The 15,071-nt window shown below is 59.8% G+C and carries 17 protein-coding genes and 1 pseudogene; 5 read left to right on the forward strand and 13 right to left on the reverse strand.

Annotated elements, in window-relative coordinates; genetic code table 11:
* Positions 1 to 3: 3 nt before the first annotated feature.
* Together EL18_RS08375 and EL18_RS08380 are read right to left on the reverse strand one after the other, a co-directional pair.
* The gene (locus tag EL18_RS08375; RefSeq protein WP_036481768.1) at positions 4 to 825 is read right to left on the reverse strand and encodes a DUF6456 domain-containing protein; all 822 of its coding nucleotides are present in this window, start codon (positions 823 to 825) and stop codon (positions 4 to 6) included.
* Positions 822 to 1,247: a helix-turn-helix domain-containing protein gene (locus tag EL18_RS08380; RefSeq protein WP_244444537.1), complete on the reverse strand. Its 426-nt coding sequence runs from the start codon at positions 1,245 to 1,247 to the stop codon at positions 822 to 824. The genes EL18_RS08375 and EL18_RS08380 overlap by 4 nt, the downstream gene beginning before the upstream one ends.
* A 198-nt stretch (positions 1,248 to 1,445) precedes the next feature.
* Here EL18_RS08380 and EL18_RS18375 point away from each other — a divergent pair.
* Positions 1,446 to 1,724 (forward strand): annotated as a pseudogene (locus tag EL18_RS18375) (cytoplasmic protein); the annotation flags it as partial.
* A 164-nt stretch (positions 1,725 to 1,888) separates the two neighbouring features.
* Here the strand turns inward: EL18_RS18375 and EL18_RS08390 are convergent.
* From EL18_RS08390 to EL18_RS08425, 8 genes are all read right to left on the reverse strand, one after another.
* Positions 1,889 to 2,317, reverse strand: coding sequence for a Ros/MucR family transcriptional regulator (locus tag EL18_RS08390; protein ID WP_036481771.1), 429 nt, complete (start codon positions 2,315 to 2,317; stop codon positions 1,889 to 1,891).
* Between the two features lie 240 nt (positions 2,318 to 2,557).
* Complete coding sequence (mnhG, locus tag EL18_RS08395; protein ID WP_036481774.1) at positions 2,558 to 2,905, reverse strand: monovalent cation/H(+) antiporter subunit G; 348 nt, start codon at positions 2,903 to 2,905, stop codon at positions 2,558 to 2,560.
* On the reverse strand, positions 2,898 to 3,236 hold the full coding sequence (locus EL18_RS08400) for a cation:proton antiporter (RefSeq protein WP_036481777.1): 339 nt from the start codon (positions 3,234 to 3,236) through the stop codon (positions 2,898 to 2,900). Before EL18_RS08400 ends, mnhG begins: the two co-directional genes overlap by 8 nt.
* Complete coding sequence (locus tag EL18_RS08405; RefSeq protein ID WP_036481780.1) at positions 3,233 to 3,706, reverse strand: Na+/H+ antiporter subunit E; 474 nt, start codon at positions 3,704 to 3,706, stop codon at positions 3,233 to 3,235. The genes EL18_RS08400 and EL18_RS08405 overlap by 4 nt, the downstream gene beginning before the upstream one ends.
* Entirely contained in the window at positions 3,703 to 5,268 is a 1,566-nt protein-coding gene (locus tag EL18_RS08410) for a Na+/H+ antiporter subunit D (RefSeq protein ID WP_036481784.1), read from the reverse strand. Before EL18_RS08410 ends, EL18_RS08405 begins: the two co-directional genes overlap by 4 nt.
* A gap of 5 nt (positions 5,269 to 5,273) precedes the next feature.
* The gene (locus tag EL18_RS08415) at positions 5,274 to 5,651 is read right to left on the reverse strand and encodes a Na+/H+ antiporter subunit C (RefSeq protein WP_036481787.1); all 378 of its coding nucleotides are present in this window, start codon (positions 5,649 to 5,651) and stop codon (positions 5,274 to 5,276) included.
* Positions 5,651 to 6,070, reverse strand: a complete 420-nt coding sequence (locus EL18_RS08420; RefSeq protein ID WP_036481790.1) for a Na+/H+ antiporter subunit B — start codon at positions 6,068 to 6,070, stop codon at positions 5,651 to 5,653. Before EL18_RS08420 ends, EL18_RS08415 begins: the two co-directional genes overlap by 1 nt.
* Before the next feature lies 1 nt (position 6,071).
* Positions 6,072 to 8,426 carry a putative monovalent cation/H+ antiporter subunit A gene (locus EL18_RS08425; RefSeq protein ID WP_036484293.1) on the reverse strand — a complete coding sequence of 785 codons (2,355 nt, stop codon included), beginning with the start codon at positions 8,424 to 8,426 and terminating at the stop codon, positions 6,072 to 6,074.
* A gap of 231 nt (positions 8,427 to 8,657) precedes the next feature.
* Between EL18_RS08425 and msrB the strand changes: the two genes are divergently transcribed.
* Positions 8,658 to 9,071: a peptide-methionine (R)-S-oxide reductase MsrB gene (msrB, locus tag EL18_RS08430; protein ID WP_036481793.1), complete on the forward strand. Its 414-nt coding sequence runs from the start codon at positions 8,658 to 8,660 to the stop codon at positions 9,069 to 9,071.
* 141 nt (positions 9,072 to 9,212) lie between these two features.
* Complete coding sequence (locus EL18_RS08435) at positions 9,213 to 11,336, forward strand: S9 family peptidase (protein ID WP_051914187.1); 2,124 nt, start codon at positions 9,213 to 9,215, stop codon at positions 11,334 to 11,336.
* Here the strand turns inward: EL18_RS08435 and EL18_RS08440 are convergent.
* Both EL18_RS08440 and EL18_RS08445 read right to left on the reverse strand, forming a co-directional pair.
* Positions 11,290 to 12,219, reverse strand: coding sequence for a cytochrome c (locus EL18_RS08440; RefSeq protein WP_036481796.1), 930 nt, complete (start codon positions 12,217 to 12,219; stop codon positions 11,290 to 11,292). The genes EL18_RS08435 and EL18_RS08440 overlap by 47 nt on opposite strands.
* Before the next feature lie 6 nt (positions 12,220 to 12,225).
* Positions 12,226 to 12,675: a c-type cytochrome gene (locus tag EL18_RS08445; protein ID WP_036481799.1), complete on the reverse strand. Its 450-nt coding sequence runs from the start codon at positions 12,673 to 12,675 to the stop codon at positions 12,226 to 12,228.
* A gap of 185 nt (positions 12,676 to 12,860) precedes the next feature.
* Between EL18_RS08445 and EL18_RS08450 the strand changes: the two genes are divergently transcribed.
* Positions 12,861 to 13,295 carry a MarR family winged helix-turn-helix transcriptional regulator gene (locus EL18_RS08450; protein WP_036481802.1) on the forward strand — a complete coding sequence of 145 codons (435 nt, stop codon included), beginning with the start codon at positions 12,861 to 12,863 and terminating at the stop codon, positions 13,293 to 13,295.
* Positions 13,296 to 13,350: 55 nt separating this feature from the next.
* On the forward strand, positions 13,351 to 14,331 hold the full coding sequence (locus tag EL18_RS08455) for an SDR family NAD(P)-dependent oxidoreductase (RefSeq protein WP_036481805.1): 981 nt from the start codon (positions 13,351 to 13,353) through the stop codon (positions 14,329 to 14,331).
* Between the two features lie 73 nt (positions 14,332 to 14,404).
* On the opposite strand, the gene EL18_RS08460 is transcribed toward EL18_RS08455, so the two are convergent.
* The gene (locus EL18_RS08460) at positions 14,405 to 15,007 is read right to left on the reverse strand and encodes a superoxide dismutase (protein ID WP_036481808.1); all 603 of its coding nucleotides are present in this window, start codon (positions 15,005 to 15,007) and stop codon (positions 14,405 to 14,407) included.
* Positions 15,008 to 15,071: the final 64 nt, after the last annotated feature.

Consider the following 15,071-nt stretch of genomic DNA (forward strand, 5'->3'; position numbering starts at 1 on the left):
AATTCAGGCATCAAGGCGCGGGCGATAGCCCTTCCCTCCCCAATGCACCAGACGCCCCTCGCGGCGATGACGCTGTGGCTCATAATGCCGCAACAGCGCCTGCAACGCGGTCTTGAGTATCAGCTTGGCCGAGCGCGCCGGCCAGCGGCGCTCACGCTCCACTTCTTCAAGACCTTTCAGGAAGCAGCACACATCCACCAGCACGCCTGAAAGCTCAGGCCCCACCGCGGCAAGGGCTGCTTCGACGCGCCTGCGTGCGCCGAGTGCCGCATCGGTAAGCTCGCCCAAAGCACTGTCGCCGCTACGGCGGCTCGTGCCATCCCGGATCCGCGAAAGATCGACGCCCATGCGTGGCTGCAGGGAGCCGCGCTCGAAATCCAGGCGCAGTCTTTCGCCGGCGCGAAACTCCGCCTCGTTCAGCCAGGTCCTGCCGTCGCGCCCGCGAATGCGGGCAAGGCTGGCCAGCGGCGATTCCTTCAGATTGATTGCCACGGTGCGCCACTCGCCTTCATGCTCCACCTGCGCGGTGTCCAGCACGCGTTGCCGTCCTGCGCCCCCCTCAACGCACTCCGACTTTCCGTCAAGCACGGCTGCACCTTTCGCAGTGATCTGAAGCTGGTCGGCATCACGCCGGATAAGACTTTCTCGAAGCATATGTTCGAGCAGTTCTCCTTCCACGCCGATCGTGCCGCGCGTCCTGCTTTCGACGAGAACACTCTTCCCGCTGGCTGCGCGCCGTAGGGTGCATGATCCTGCCTGAAGGATTTTGAGAACCCTGCGCTGGTTCCGGCCAGCCCTTTCACGTTTGAACTCGTCGCGCCTCATCGCACCATCTCCGTCTGCCGAAATGCGGCGGCGGTTACCCGCTCGGTCATGGCAACGATACGGTCGAACTCCTCGTCGTCCCGCAGATCCTCGATCATGTGGCAAGCGTGCTGCACCGTTGTACGGTCGCGGCCAAAGCCCCGGCCGATCTCGGTCATGTTCAATTGCAGGACGACATGAGCGACATACATTCCGATCTGGCGCACACGCACGACGGATGTCGGCGCACGTCCACCTGCCCTCAGTTCCTTGCCGCTTACATTGAACAGCGCTGCCACGATATCCAGCACGCATTCGCATATGTCGCTCACGCGCTCTTCCCTGATCGGGCTCATCCGACGACGCGTCTCGCCCGGGAAAGAGGTACCCGCCTCTTCCTCCTCATGCTGCGGGGACAGCTTCTCTGTGATGATCGACGACACTGTTCCGGCCTCCTGCCCAACAAAGGAATAAATTCCTTATAACGAGACCGGGCACGCACGTGAACAAATGTGGAACATTATTCTGGGCGGGAATCCCGCATCCTGCAGATATCTAAGGAAAATTTTTCTATGCAAAGATTTTTCCACCCCCTGTTTATCCCCGCCACCCCCAAAGCCCCTCATGGTTGCATGGAAGCGATGGAGAAAATCATGAGTGAATTGAGAGCTGAAAGCCGGGCCTTCGCCAGGAACAAGAAGCAGCGGACCGCGGAAGCGCGGCAGCGTGCGGCCCTCATGCTTGTTGCGGGATTTGACCTGGATGAAGTGCGCAGGCTTGAAGGCCGGGAGCGTGAAGCGGCGCTGGGCAAGCTTTCACGCTTGATCGAGCGCGAGCGTCTCAAGGGGAGCAGGCGGCACTGGAGCTATGACCTCAACCGCCACATCGCCCTGAAACAGGCATTGGAAACACTGGGCGGAACCCTCGCTCCTGCGGTCGGCAAGACTGGCCTTGGCAGTCAACGGCACCACCGGAGACGGAAGCTTTCCGCGCCTGCCCCTGGCGCGACCGCGATGGTGTGAATGCGCCAAAACGAAAATGGGCGACCCGTGGCCGCCCATCTAACCTTCAGTGATCAACAAGATCACTTGCCCTTGCGCTTGCGTCCAAGGCCCATCTTCTTGGCCAGTTCCGAGCGCGCAATGGCGTAATTGGGCGCAACCATCGGATAATTGGGTTCCAGTCCCCACTTCTCGCGATATTCTTCCGGCGTCAGATTGTAATGCGTCATCAGGTGACGCTTCAGCGATTTGAACTTCTTTCCGTCCTCGAGACAGATGATGTAGTCATCATGAACGGAGCGCTTGGGGTTTACAGCAGGTTTCTGCTTTTCGGCGGGCGCTGGTTCTTCCGCGGTGCGGTTGACGCGACCAAGAGCTGCATGAACATCGGCAATAAGATTGCCAAGTTCGGAGGCGGGCACCGGATTGTTGCTGACATATGCTGCCACAACATCTGCGGTAAGCTCGATCAGTACGTCGTCTTTAGCCGCCTGCTGTTCGTTTGCGTCCATTGTCCTTGGCCCCAACCTCTCTTGTTGAAAATTTTTATACCTGAACCCATGCCGTGCAGTAATCGGCGTGCTTTCTTCTTGGATTCTTTTTGCGAGCCGCAAAGGAAATGCCCAAGAAGTTACCCGAAGTCAACTCAAGAAATCTTGCAGATCCCAGTTGACGCCAATGCCAATACATTCGGGCGCACGGTTAAATAAAACTTCGGGTAGTGCGAAGTTCAGTGCCCGATACTCCTTGCATCAGCTTTCGCTCTTGTTCTGCTCTGCCATGTCATCATGGACGGAGTTGCCCCACAGGCGGTACCCGGCCGCATAGGCAGCCTTGGCCAGAAGATGCGCGGAGAGCGGCGCGGTCAGCAGGAAGAACACGATCGCCGCAATGGCGCGCGTTGCGATCGCAGTATCATCGGTGAAAATCGCGAGCGCGATCAGCACAAGGCCCGAACCGAGCGTGCCCGCCTTCGAGGCGGCATGCATGCGCGTGTAGAGATCGGGCAGGCGCAGCAGTCCTATGGCTGCCACAAGCGCGAAGGCCGAGCCGATCAGGAGCAGGCTGCCGACAAGCAGATTGACGATCAGGTCAGTCATCGGAACGCTCCATGGTGTAGGTGGCATCGTCTTCCTGGACGAATTCCTCCTCGAACCGACGGCTTATCACGAAGCGGGCAAATGCCACCGTCGCGAGGAAGCCGACCAGGCCCAGCGCAATCGCGATGTCGAGATAGAGCGTGAAACCGGTGCGGATGCCGATAACGGCAATGAAGCCGATGCCGATGGTCACCAGCATGTCCAGTCCCAGGACCCGGTCGGGCAGGCTTGGCCCGATCACCACGCGCACCACGGTAAGAAGGAAGGAGATGCTCAAGATCGCGATGGATAGGAGCTCGGCAATCTCGAGAAAGGTTGTGCCGTCACTCATCGGAAGGCCTCCAGAATGCGGCGCTCGAAACCATGCGCGATATCCGCGCGCAGCGCGTCAGGGTCGGAACAGTCAAGCGCGTGGACATAGAGGAACTTGCGGTCCTCCGACACATCCACTGACAGCGTACCCGGCGTCAGCGTGATCAGATTGGCGAGAAGCGTGATCTCGAAGTCGCGGTCGGCTTTGAGCGGATAGGCAAAGATGCCCGGCTTGATGTCCATGCGCGGGGTCATCACCAGAACCGCCACGCGCCATGCCGAAAGCGCCAGCTCGTAGAGAAACAGCCAAAGCAGCGCCAAAAGCTTGCCCGCACGCGCGAAGTAGCCGAGCGAGCCAACCTGTTCGCGGATCAGGTAGAGCGCACCGGCCCCAAGGATGAAGCCGAAGATGATATTGCCGAGCGTGAAGGAGCCGGAGACGGCCGCCCAGGTCAGCGCCAGCAGGATATTGATCAGATAGAGCGTCATTCGCCACCCCCTTGCGGGAAGACCGACTGGATATAGCCACTGGCATCCAGAATACCCGCTGTTGCCTCACCCGCCACCTTGATGAAGGGATCAGGATAAAGCCCCATCACCAATATCGGCAGGATAAGAACGCCGAGCGCCATATAGGCCTTGCCCGTCGGATAGGGTTCGACCTCAGGCATTTCACCAGCCGGAGACGGCCGCCATATCGTCAGGATGAAGACCCGGCCAAGCGCCAGCGTCGTCAGGAAACCGGTGGCAAGTATGGCGAATGCCAACCAGGGCGCACCGGCATCAAGCGAGGCACGCACCAGCATTACCTTCGGCCAAAGGCCCGATGCGGGCGGCAGTCCGGCAGCGGCCAGAATGAGGATCAGCGCCATGGCTGCCAGCAGCGGATAGCCGACATAAAGCCCGCCCAGCTTCGCCAGCGAATAGCTACCGCCAAGCCCTTTCATCATGCCCGCCAGAAGATAGAGCGCGGTCATGGCGATCATGGAGTGGAAGGCATAGAAGATGGTTCCGGAGAGCCCTTCGGCAGAGCCCAGGGCAAGGCCGGCCAGCATCACTCCGACGCCCGAAATCACGATGAAGCCCAGCAGGCGGCGCAGATCCGTCTGTGCCAGCGCACCAATCGTGCCGAGGATCATGGTTGCACCGGCAACCCAAGCCACCAGCACCGAAAGCCGCTCCAGTTCCGGCGGGAAGAGCATCACCATCACGCGCAGCAGCGCATAGATGCCGACCTTTGTCAGCACACCGCCGAATAGGGCTGCGGTGACGAGACGCGGCGTGTGATAGGAGGCCGGCAGCCAGAAATTCACCGGGAATGCAGCCGCCTTCATGCCGAAGGCCAGGAGGTAAAGCACGCTCAGCGTCATCAGCGGAGCGGTATCACGCGCCCCGTCCACGCTGCGCGCAATATCGGCCATGTTGAGCGTGCCGAAAATGCCATAGACGAAGGCGGTGGCTGTCAGGAACAGCATGGTGCCGACGAGGTTCAGGATCGCATATTTGGTCGCGCCATCAAGCTGGCGATGTTCGGAACCCAGTACCAGCAGGCCGAAGGATGAGATCAGGAAGACCTCGAACCAGACATAGAGGTTGAAAATGTCACCGGTCAGGAATGCACCGTTCACGCCAGCCATCATCATCAGCATGAACGCATAGAAGCCGTAGCGCCGGCCTACCCTGCCGATATCGATGACGGAGTAGACGCCGCAAGCCGCAGCCACCAGTGTCGCAACCAGTGACATGGAGGCACCAAGCGTATCCGCCGTGAACGATATGCCGAAGGGTGGCAGCCAACGGCCCATGGTCATCACCAAGGGGCCGTTTTCCATGACTCGGGCAAGAAGCCCGATATTTGCACCGAGCGTGGCGGTCAGGGCGACCAGCGCCAGCCAGCCGTGAAGCTTCGTCTCATGACGCAGCATGAGGAAAATCGCGCCCGCCACTATGGGTATGGCTACCGGAGCCACCACCAGCCAATCGGCCAGCGGCACAGGGTCCAGCACCATCTTGCCGGTAAGATCTACGACCTTTGACGTTTCACCTGCCATCGCGTTCAGTACCCCAGCGGCGGAAGTTCTTCGCGCTCCGGCTCGGCGACCCGCATGCCGTCGGTGTCGTCCGTGCCAAGCTCCTGGTAGGCGCGGAAGGCCAGCACCAGGAGGAATGCGAAGAAGGAGAAGGAAATCACGATTGCCGTCAGGATCAGCGCCTGCGGAAGCGGATTGGCGGTGATCGAAGCCGGCACATCAAGCTCTTCGGGAATGATCGGCGGCACTTCGCGCACCACGCGCCCGGCGGTGAAGATCGTCAGGTTCACCGCATTACCGAAGATCGTCACGCCAAGCAGGATGCGGATGATGTGCTTGGACAGGATCAGATAGATGCCGACTGCAAAGAAGATGCCGACCGTGATCGAAAGTACGGCTTCCATCAGGCATGCTCCCTTTCTTCCAGCGCGAGCGCGATCGAGGTGATCGACCCCACGACCACGAGATAGACGCCGATATCGAAGAACAGCACGGTGGACAGATCCAGCGCGATGGCGCCAATTTCAAGCTTGGTCCAGAGCCCTGTCAGGAACGGCACCCCGAACATCATCGAGAACAGTCCGGACAACGCGGAGATGAGAAGGCCCGCGCCTGAAATCGCCATGGGGTGGAAATAAAGCGACCGACGCACAGGCGCGACACCACAGGCTATGCCGTAGATGGCGAATGCCGAGGCCGCAATCAGCCCGCCGATGAAGCCGCCGCCCGGCTCATTGTGGCCGCGCAGAAGCACGAAGATGGAGAAGAGCACCATCAGGCTGGTCAGGTAAGGCGCAACGGTGCGGAAAATCAGTGTGCGCATGTCACTTCTCCCCTTCTGCCGGAGCTGGCTCTGGCCAGCGCTTGCCCGAGCGGATGCGCACCAGCGCAAGGATCGCGAGACCCGCGATCATCACCACGCCGATTTCGCCCAGCGTATCCACGCCGCGGAAGTCGACGATGATGACATTCACGATATTGCGGCCGTGAGCGATGACGCGGGCATTCTCGGCGAAGAACTCGCTGAGATACGGGTTGAACGGAAGCTGGGTGATCTGCAGCAGAAGCAATGCCAGTGCGCCGCCGCAAAGTGCCGCAACGGAGATATCAATCGCCTTCTCGCGTCCCGGCCTGTGATCGGCCGGCGAAAGGCGCAGCCTCGTCATGACAAGGGCAAGGATGACGACCGAAAGCGTTTCCACCATGAACTGGGTGAAGGAGAGATCCGGCGCGCCCAGAAGCATGAACAGCACGGCGACGGCGAAGCCCTGGATACCCAGTGAGACGATGGCCGTCAGCCGGTCGCGCGCATGCAGTATCGCACCAAGGCCGATAAAGGCGATGGCCAGGATCGCCCATTCGTAAAATGGCAGTTCGGGCCATTTCGGCATTGCGGGCAATTCGCCGAACATCACCATCGGCACGATCAGCGCCAGCGCCAGCGCGGTGAAGGTGGCGGTCGTGTAGAAGTCGAGCCTGCCGTTCTGGATAATGCGGGTGATCGCGCTCGAAGCCTTGACCGAACCGGTAACGAACTGGTCGAAGCCCTTGTCCGGTCCCCAGCCTATGGCGGCGAGCAGGGAGACCATGCCTGAACGCAGGCGCTCGATCAGCATATAGGCTGCAATGCCGAAGGCGACGGTGAGCAGGGATAGGAAAAGGGCCAGGCCGATATGCGGGACCACGGAAATGGTCGCTTCAACAGGCGTTCCTGCCACCGCACTTGCCATGGGACTTGTGAGAAAGAAATGGCTGGTTGCCGAGAAGATGGCGGTCAGCAGGCCGGCCGCTGCCAGGACAACGGGTCCAAGCCAGAGCAGCACAGGCCCCTCATGGGCATGTTTGGGCGTTTCCACCTTCTCGCCCAGGAACGGCTTCAGCGCCACCGCGAAACCGATGGCAAACATCAGTCCGTTACCGACGAGGGCGACCAGCGTCAGCAACAGTCCCCAGCCGTCGCCCGTCCACAGGCCGTAATAGATCTCTTCCTTGGCGAGGAAGCCGAAGAAGGGCGGCAGACCACCCATCGAGAATGCCGCAAGCAAAGCTGCAGTGAAGGTGATCGGCATGGCCGAACGCAACCCGCCCAGCCTTGTCACGTCACGCGTTCCCGCCTCGTGATCGATCAGGCCTGCGACCATGAAGAGCGCGCCCTTGAACATGGAATGCGCGATCAGGTAGAGGACCGCGGCTTCCACGGCCTTTTCCGAGCCGAAGCCCGTCAGCATGACGAGCAGGCCAAGCGAGGCGACCGTCGTATAGGCCAGCATCAGCTTGAGATCCGTCTGGCGCACGGCAAGCAGCGTGCCGACGATCAGCGTCGTGCCACCGAAGATGGGCAGGATCGTCTCCCATGCGAGCGTCTCGCCCAGCACCGGATTGAGGCGCATCAGAAGATAGACACCGGCCTTCACCATGGTGGCCGAATGCAGATAGGCCGACACGGGCGTAGGCGCTTCCATCGCGTTGGGAAGCCAGAAATGGAACGGAAACTGCGCCGATTTCGTAAAGGCACCGCCCAGGATCAAGAGGAGAGCAGCCATGTAGAGCGGCGCGTCGCGCAGCGCGCTGCCGCTTTCCAGAAGGCCGGACAGCGAATTTTCGCCGGTTGCACCCCAGATCACCAGAAGCCCTGCCAGCAGCGAAAGGCCACCAAGGCCCGTAACCACCAGCGCCTGCAGGGCCGCGCGGCGCGAGGCCGCGCGCACATGGTCGAAGCCGATCAGCAGGAAGGAGGTGATCGAGGTCAGTTCCCAGAAGACAAAGAGCGCAAGGAAGCTGTCGGCAATCACCAGCCCCTGCATCGCACCCATGAACATCAGGATAAAGGAGAAGAAGCGCCCCTGCATCGGGTGCCCCTTCAGATAGCCGCCGGCATAAAGCACGATCAGTGTACCGATGCCGGTGATCAGCAGAGCAAAGGTCAGCGACAGGCCGTCAATGAACCAGGAGAAGGAGATGTCGAGGCTCTCGATCCAGGCATAGCCGCCCGAAACCGTGCCGCCATCAGCGACTGCACCCAGGAACCCCAGAAAATGAACGAACAGATAGAGCGGGAGCAAAGCCAGTACCCAGGCTGCATTCGCGCCCATCATCCTTGTCAGCACAGGGGCTACAGCCGCACCCAGAAAGGGCAGGATGAGAGCCAAGAATGTCAGCCACTGACCGTCCGCCGCCATGTGCATCCCCACTGCTTGTTGCTGCACGCCCATGATCGAAGGATCCAAAGGCCGTGCCGTTTGGGTGTCGTGCATAACCGTTGAAGCTTTTGCGGGCAAGCAATGCTGCTGCTTCTCAGGCGATGCTCACAGAAACCGGACCGGCCTCGATCGCAGTTTCCTGATCTTCAACGCCTGACATTCGGCCGCCAAGAACCTAAATATGCACCAGAGACATTTGGGAACATGAAGATGCAAGACGACACAAGGCTGAAGATCGTAAAATCCGACGAGGAATGGCGCGGCCAATTGACGCCGGAGCAGTACAAGGTCACGCGCAAGCACGGCACCGAGCGCGCCTTCACCGGCCCTTACTGGGACAGCAAGGAAGACGGCATTTATCGATGTGTGTGCTGCGACAATCCGCTGTTCGATTCCGAGACCAAATATGACTCCGGCACCGGCTGGCCGAGCTATTATGCACCGGTCAGCCCCGAAGCGGTCAGCGAACATTCCGACCGCTCCTGGTTCATGACCCGGACGGAAGTGCGCTGCGCTGATTGTGACGCCCATCTCGGTCATGTGTTCAATGACGGACCGGAGCCAACCGGCCTGCGCTACTGCATGAACGGGCACGCTCTCAAACTTGAGAAGCGCGAAGGCTGACTTGACCTGCGCCCGCGCAGGCGGGCGCAGGTCACAAATGTTCCACCTTTTCATGCAGGATCAGCGGCATTGCAAAGCCGCTCGTTCGCTCCTGCGAACTTCTATTTCCAAGACGCGCGTTTCGGCGCCCAAAAGGCATTCATGAACAAGATCTTTTTCCAGTCCGCTCCACCCCAGGCTGCCAGAAAACCGGTCGAAGACACCCGCTTTGGCATAACCCGCCGTGACGATTATGCATGGCTGCGCGCTGAGAACTGGGAAGAGGTTCTGGCAGCACCGGAAAAGCTGCCGGAGGATATCCGCACGCATCTTGAGGCCGAAAACGCCTATCAGGCGGCTTTCATGGCCGATACGGAAGAGCTTCAAGAGACGCTGATTGCCGAGATAAAAGGGCGAATGGAAAAGGCCCCCGTCTCCTCACCGCTCAAGCGCGGACCATTTGCCTATGGCAGCGGCTATCGGGAAGGCGCAGATCATCCCTATTTCTACCGGGTGCCACGCGATGGGGGAGCCGAGGCGATCCTCATCGACATGAACCATCATGCCGAGGGCACGGACTTCTTCACCGGCACGGGGATAGTGAGCTCGCCGGATCACAGTCTTGGGCTGTGGGGTTATGACGACAAGGGCTCGGAGTTCTACTCACTGCGCATTCGCCACTTTGAAGACGGGGTGGATCTCCCAGAGGAGATCGAGAAAACCAGCGGCTACGGCTACTGGAACGCCTCTGGCACGGGCTTCTATTACGTACGTCTCGATGACAGTTTCCGCCCGGTGGACGTGTTGTTTCACCGGATCGGCACGGATCCGGCAGAAGACCTGCTGATCTATCATCTCGATGATCCGCGGTTCTATCTCGGCATATATGGCGACATGCAATATCGCCATATCTTCATCTCCATCGCCGATAGCGATTCGACGGAACTGCATGTCCTGCCAAGTGACGTGCCGCACTCCCCTCCACGCCTCGTTCTGCCCCGCCAGGAGCGCGTGCATTATCAGGTCGAGGCGGCAGACGACCGCTTCTTCCTGCTGACACAGGTCGATGGCGCTGAAGATTACAAGGTCGTTCAAGGCATCTGGACGGGTGAGGAACTGGCAGACCTCCAGGAGGTCGTTCCACACGAACCGGGCCGCCTCATCGAGAGCATCTCGGTCCTGCGCGACTTCTTCATACGCGAGGAGACGGTGGATGGCCTCACACGCATCGTCGTGCGCGACCGAGAAAGCGGCGAAGAACATGTGATTGCCATGGACGAGGACGTCTATACGCTCAGCCATCACCCGGGTCTTGAATATGACGCTGGAACGATCCTCCTCGACTATTCCTCACCAACAACGCCCTGGCGCGAATATGAATATGATCTGCGCAGCCGTGAACGCGTTCTTCTGAAGGAACAGAAGATCCCCTCCGGTCACAATCCCGCGCATTATGTCGCGCGCCGGGAGTTTGCGCGCGCCGAAGACGGCACCTTGGTGCCGATCTCGCTTGTGCATCGCGCGGATCTGAAGCTCGACGGCTCGGCACCCTGCCTGCTGGAAGGCTATGGTGCGTACGGTCTTACATACCCGATGGGCTTTTCAGGTGCGCGGCTTTCGCTCGTCGACCGCGGTTTCGTCGTCGCCTTTGCCCATGTGCGCGGCGGCAAGGAAAAGGGCGAGAACTGGTATCGCCAGGGCAAGATGCTCAACAAGCGCAACAGTTTCTCAGACTTCGTGGCCTCTGCCCGCCATCTGGTGAAAGAGAATTATACGCAGCACGATCGCCTCGTGGCAGAGGGCGCCTCTGCGGGCGGCCTTCTCATGGGTGCTTCGCTCAATCTCGCCCCGGATGCCTTCGCCGGTGTTGTGGCCAAATACGCCTTTGTCGACGTGCTCAACACGATCCTGGACGACAGCCTGCCGCTCACACCCTTCGAGTGGCTGGAATGGGGCAATCCTGTCGAGGACGAGACGGCCTTCAACTACATCGCCAGCTATTCGCCCTATGACAATCTGAAGCCGGCCGACTACCCGCCGGTTCTTGCGATGACCGGCATTGCCGACCCGCGTGTCGGCTACTGGGAGCCGGCCAAATGGATCGCGAAACTGCGCGAGGTCTCCACTTCCGGCGCGCCCGCACTGCTGCGCACCAGCATGGGTTCTGGCCATTTCGGGGCGTCCGGCCGCTATGGACGGCTGCCCGACACCGCCTATGGCTATGCCTTCGTCCTGAAGGTCACCGGGATGACGAATAGCCGTCCGGTTTCGCCTCGACAGCCTTGAGATAGGCTGCGATGGCCTGACGGTCCGCATCTTCAAGCTGCGCCATGTTCTTCTGGACGGAGACCATGGCGCCGCCGACCGAATCGAAATCCGGCGTGAAGCCGCTTTCGAGATAGTAGGCGATGTCGCTTTGCGACCAGCTTTCAATCCCGCCCTCACCGGGCGTGATGTTCGGCACAACGCCGTCACCCTCGGCGGAGACGGCACCCGCCAGCCACTCATCCCGCTTGATGCCACCGGAGAAATCGCGTGGGCTGTGACACTCGCCGCAATGGCCCGGACCTTCCACGAGATAGCGCCCGCGCAAAAGCTCTTCGGGCGCATTGTCCGGCAAGGCCAGGATGGGCTCGCTGTTCAGATGCAGCGCCTTCCAAAGTCCCAGGCCACGTCGGATATTGAAGGGAAAGCCAATTTGATGGTCTTCCGCCTCACCTTCCACCGCCGGCAGTGTTTTCATGAAGGCAAAGAGATCGGCCACATCCTGCGGGTCCATCCGCGCATAGGAGGTGTAGGGAAAGGCAGGATAGTAATGGCGCCCATCCGGCGAGACACCGCGCATCATGGCGTTGAGGAAATCCTCTTCGCTCCACGCTCCGATACCGTCTTCGGGATGCGAGGAGATATTCGGTGCAACGAAGGTCCCGAATTCGGTGGCAAGCTCCAACCCGCCGCCGAGTTCCGTTCGCGCCTCGCCTTCCGCATCAGGTGCGGCGTGGCAGGAGGCACAGCCGCCTGCCCAGAACACCGCTTCACCACGCGCCGCATCGCCGGATTCCACAGAGGCAATCTCGGATGCCTCCAGGCGATCCGGACCTGTGAGAAACCAAAAGCCAGCGCCTGCGGCCACAGCAACTGCTGCGGCAGCGAAAGCCAGTTTCCGCATGTTCAGCTAGTTCTTCTGAACGCGGAAATTCTCATGGCAGCTCTTGCAATTGCCCAAGACCGGGCCGATTGCCTGCTGGAATGCTGCGAGGTCTGCAGGGCCATCCTTGCCGGAAGCTTCGGCGGCGGCAGATGTGTCACCCTGGAACTTCTCAAGCGCCGCCTGCCAGCCTGCAGCATCTTCCCAGATCTTGGGAGAAGCGGTGGTATCACCTTCGCTCGTGCCCTCGGGGAAGAAATCGCCATAGGTGTGCGAAACGGCATTGAGCGTGGCGATCGCCGATTTCGCGATGGCCGGGTTGTAGTCGATGTCACCCTTCATCATGCCACCGGAAACGCCTGCCGCCGCAGCCGCCGACTGCATCAGCAGCTTGCGCGCTGCCACCGGATCATCAGCGGCAGTAACTGCCGTCGCACTCAAACTCACTGCAAATATGGATAGGATCAAGGTCCGCATGGCTGTCTCCTGACTATAAAGAATGCGATGAGAGCATCATGAATCGTTTGCGCGCAATGCCTGCCGTGCAGGCATCACACGAACGTGATTGGGCGCATAAAAACGTATCAGCTTCTGTGAGGGTGGCGGATCGTCTGGGAGCGGCTGACTTTGAAAACACTACGACATTCGAATAAACACCACCTATGACAACATGTATCACAAAACAGGCAGCAGAGCTCCGCCGCGCCATCGGCCTCCTGTCGCGGCGTTTCAAGAGCGCCGAAGCGGAAGTCGGGTCGGGAAAGCTGCTCAACCCTCTCGACATGCAGATATTGTTGTTCGTTGCAGACCAACCAACCTGCATGGCGACAGAAGTAGCGCGCCATTTGATGGTTGCGGCGACAACGATGTCCTCGGCGACCGACCGGTTGACGCGTCAGGGGCTTCTTTCGCGAGAACGGCCGGATGACAACCGCCGGGCGGTTTCCCTATCGCTGACAGATGCAGGTCAGGCATATGTATCAGCGCTTGTGCGGGTTCAGACGGATCACTGCCAATCCATGCTTGAAAAACTCTCGCCAGAGGAACGGGACCAGTTCATCCGTATCTTCGCGAAAATCTCATACTACGATTATTGAATTTTTCGAATTTCGTACTATTCTCTCCCTACGCGGCCTTGGAGGGAGAAAACGCATGACGTCCATACACGTAATAACCGGAGCGACTTCGGGCCTTGGCCTTGCCATAGCGCGACGGCTTGCATCCAAACCGGGCGGACGCATGATCGCAGGCGCAAGGCGCCCGGAAAGCGCGACGGAGCTGAAGCGAACTGCAAAGGCCGACAGAATCGAGGTCCTGGCTCTTGATACATCGTCGCTGGCATCTGTTCGAAACTTCGTGTCGCAGGTCCGGGCAAATATCGGATCGGACCGCATCGCTTCGGTAATCTGCGTGGCAGGTCTTCAACCTCTAGGGCCGCGACGCACTACGGCTGACGGCTTTGACGAGGTGTTTGCCACCAATGTCCTTGGTCATATCGCGCTGGTCGATGGTCTGCTTGATCGACTGGCTCCGAATGCCGCAGTCATAACCATCGGAAGCGGCACGCATGATCCCTCCAACAAGCTGGCGGCAAGGGCCGGATTCATGGGTGCAGACTTTACTGATGCGAAGGCTGCGGCGGCAGGCCGAAGCAGCCGCCGGGATCGGGACGAGCGCGAACAGGCACTGGACCGCTATGCCACTTCCAAGCTTTGCGCGATCTATCACGCGACGGCAGCGGCAACTGAGAAAAGCTTCGCGGATGCCCGCTTCTATTGCTTTGATCCAGGGCTCATGCCGGGTACTTCGCTTGCCCGGGAACAAAACGCCTCCGTCCAGTTCGTCTGGAAGCGGCTGATGCCGGTCCTTCGCCATTTTGTCGAGGGTGTAAGTTCACCCGAGATCTCTGCCCGGCTGATTGTGGACGACCTCGTTCCAGGGGACACCCGATACCGGTCTGGAAGCCATATCGAGTTCACTGGAAAAGTTGCCCCGGCGAGCCAACAAGCGAATGATCTGGCTGCAGCCAAACGATTTCTCGAGGATGCTCGTGCTCTCCTGGCTCATCCACCCCGACGATCGCCGCCGGGCCGCAGCAACCAAAAGGGTTCAACCTTGCCTATTGCTACGTAGCCACCAACAACTACCCGCGAACCAAAAAAGCCCGGACGATGCCGGGCTTTTTCATCAATGGTGAGCGTCAGCTTCAGCCGACAGCCTTTTCGTACATTTCGAGCACGTGGTCCCAATTGATGAGATTGTCCACAAAGGCTTCGAGATATTTCGGGCGCGCATTGCGGTAATCGATGTAATAGGAGTGCTCCCACACATCGACGCCGAGGATCGGTGAGGCACCGTGAACAAGCGGGTTTTCGCCGTTCGGAGTCTTCATGATGGCCAGCTTGCCGTCCTTGACGGCAACCCATGCCCAGCCGGAGCCGAACTGGGTCGCGCCCGCATTGATGAAGTCGGCGCGGAACTTGTCATAGCCGCCCAGATCGCTGTCGATCGCCTTGGCAAGCTTCTCGGGCAGCTTGTTGCCGCCGCCGTCCTTCTTCATCCACTGCCAGAAATGCACGTGGTTGTAGTGCTGGCCGGCATTGTTGAAGAGGCCCGGATTCTTGCCGTGGGACTGCTTCACGATCTCCTCGAGGGAGAGGTTTTCCATGCCGGCTTCGGCAGCAAGCTTGTTGCCGTTGTCGACATAGGCCTTGTGGTGCTTGTCGTGGTGATACTCAAGCGTTTCCTTGGACATGTAGGGCGCAAGCGCCTCATAGTCATAAGGCAGGTCTGGCAGTTCAAAGGCCATTGTGGTCTCCCTCGTTACCGGTTGAAATCGACTTAAAGCACATAGGCATGCGCAGTCGGGAGCA

Origin of the sequence: Nitratireductor basaltis, from assembly GCF_000733725.1 — a bacterium.
GTDB classification, from domain to species: Bacteria; Pseudomonadota; Alphaproteobacteria; order Rhizobiales; family Rhizobiaceae; genus Chelativorans; species Chelativorans basaltis.

Excerpts from the sequence above, each read along its gene's own strand:
- EL18_RS08375 (WP_036481768.1), bottom strand. The coding sequence starts at position 825 with ATGAGGCGCGACGAGTTCAAACGTGAAAGGGCTGGCCGGAACCAGCGC.
- EL18_RS08390 (WP_036481771.1), bottom strand. The coding sequence starts at position 2,317 with ATGGACGCAAACGAACAGCAGGCGGCTAAAGACGACGTACTGATCGAG.
- mnhG (WP_036481774.1), bottom strand. The coding sequence starts at position 2,905 with ATGACTGACCTGATCGTCAATCTGCTTGTCGGCAGCCTGCTCCTGATC.
- EL18_RS08400 (WP_036481777.1), bottom strand. The coding sequence starts at position 3,236 with ATGAGTGACGGCACAACCTTTCTCGAGATTGCCGAGCTCCTATCCATC.
- EL18_RS08405 (WP_036481780.1), bottom strand. The coding sequence starts at position 3,706 with ATGACGCTCTATCTGATCAATATCCTGCTGGCGCTGACCTGGGCGGCC.
- EL18_RS08410 (WP_036481784.1), bottom strand. The coding sequence starts at position 5,268 with ATGGCAGGTGAAACGTCAAAGGTCGTAGATCTTACCGGCAAGATGGTG.
- EL18_RS08415 (WP_036481787.1), bottom strand. The coding sequence starts at position 5,651 with ATGGAAGCCGTACTTTCGATCACGGTCGGCATCTTCTTTGCAGTCGGC.
- EL18_RS08420 (WP_036481790.1), bottom strand. The coding sequence starts at position 6,070 with ATGCGCACACTGATTTTCCGCACCGTTGCGCCTTACCTGACCAGCCTG.
- EL18_RS08425 (WP_036484293.1), bottom strand. The coding sequence starts at position 8,426 with ATGGCGGCGGACGGTCAGTGGCTGACATTCTTGGCTCTCATCCTGCCC.
- msrB (WP_036481793.1), top strand. The coding sequence starts at position 8,658 with ATGCAAGACGACACAAGGCTGAAGATCGTAAAATCCGACGAGGAATGG.
- EL18_RS08435 (WP_051914187.1), top strand. The coding sequence starts at position 9,213 with ATGAACAAGATCTTTTTCCAGTCCGCTCCACCCCAGGCTGCCAGAAAA.
- EL18_RS08440 (WP_036481796.1), bottom strand. The coding sequence starts at position 12,219 with ATGCGGAAACTGGCTTTCGCTGCCGCAGCAGTTGCTGTGGCCGCAGGC.
- EL18_RS08445 (WP_036481799.1), bottom strand. The coding sequence starts at position 12,675 with ATGCGGACCTTGATCCTATCCATATTTGCAGTGAGTTTGAGTGCGACG.
- EL18_RS08450 (WP_036481802.1), top strand. The coding sequence starts at position 12,861 with ATGACAACATGTATCACAAAACAGGCAGCAGAGCTCCGCCGCGCCATC.
- EL18_RS08455 (WP_036481805.1), top strand. The coding sequence starts at position 13,351 with ATGACGTCCATACACGTAATAACCGGAGCGACTTCGGGCCTTGGCCTT.
- EL18_RS08460 (WP_036481808.1), bottom strand. The coding sequence starts at position 15,007 with ATGGCCTTTGAACTGCCAGACCTGCCTTATGACTATGAGGCGCTTGCG.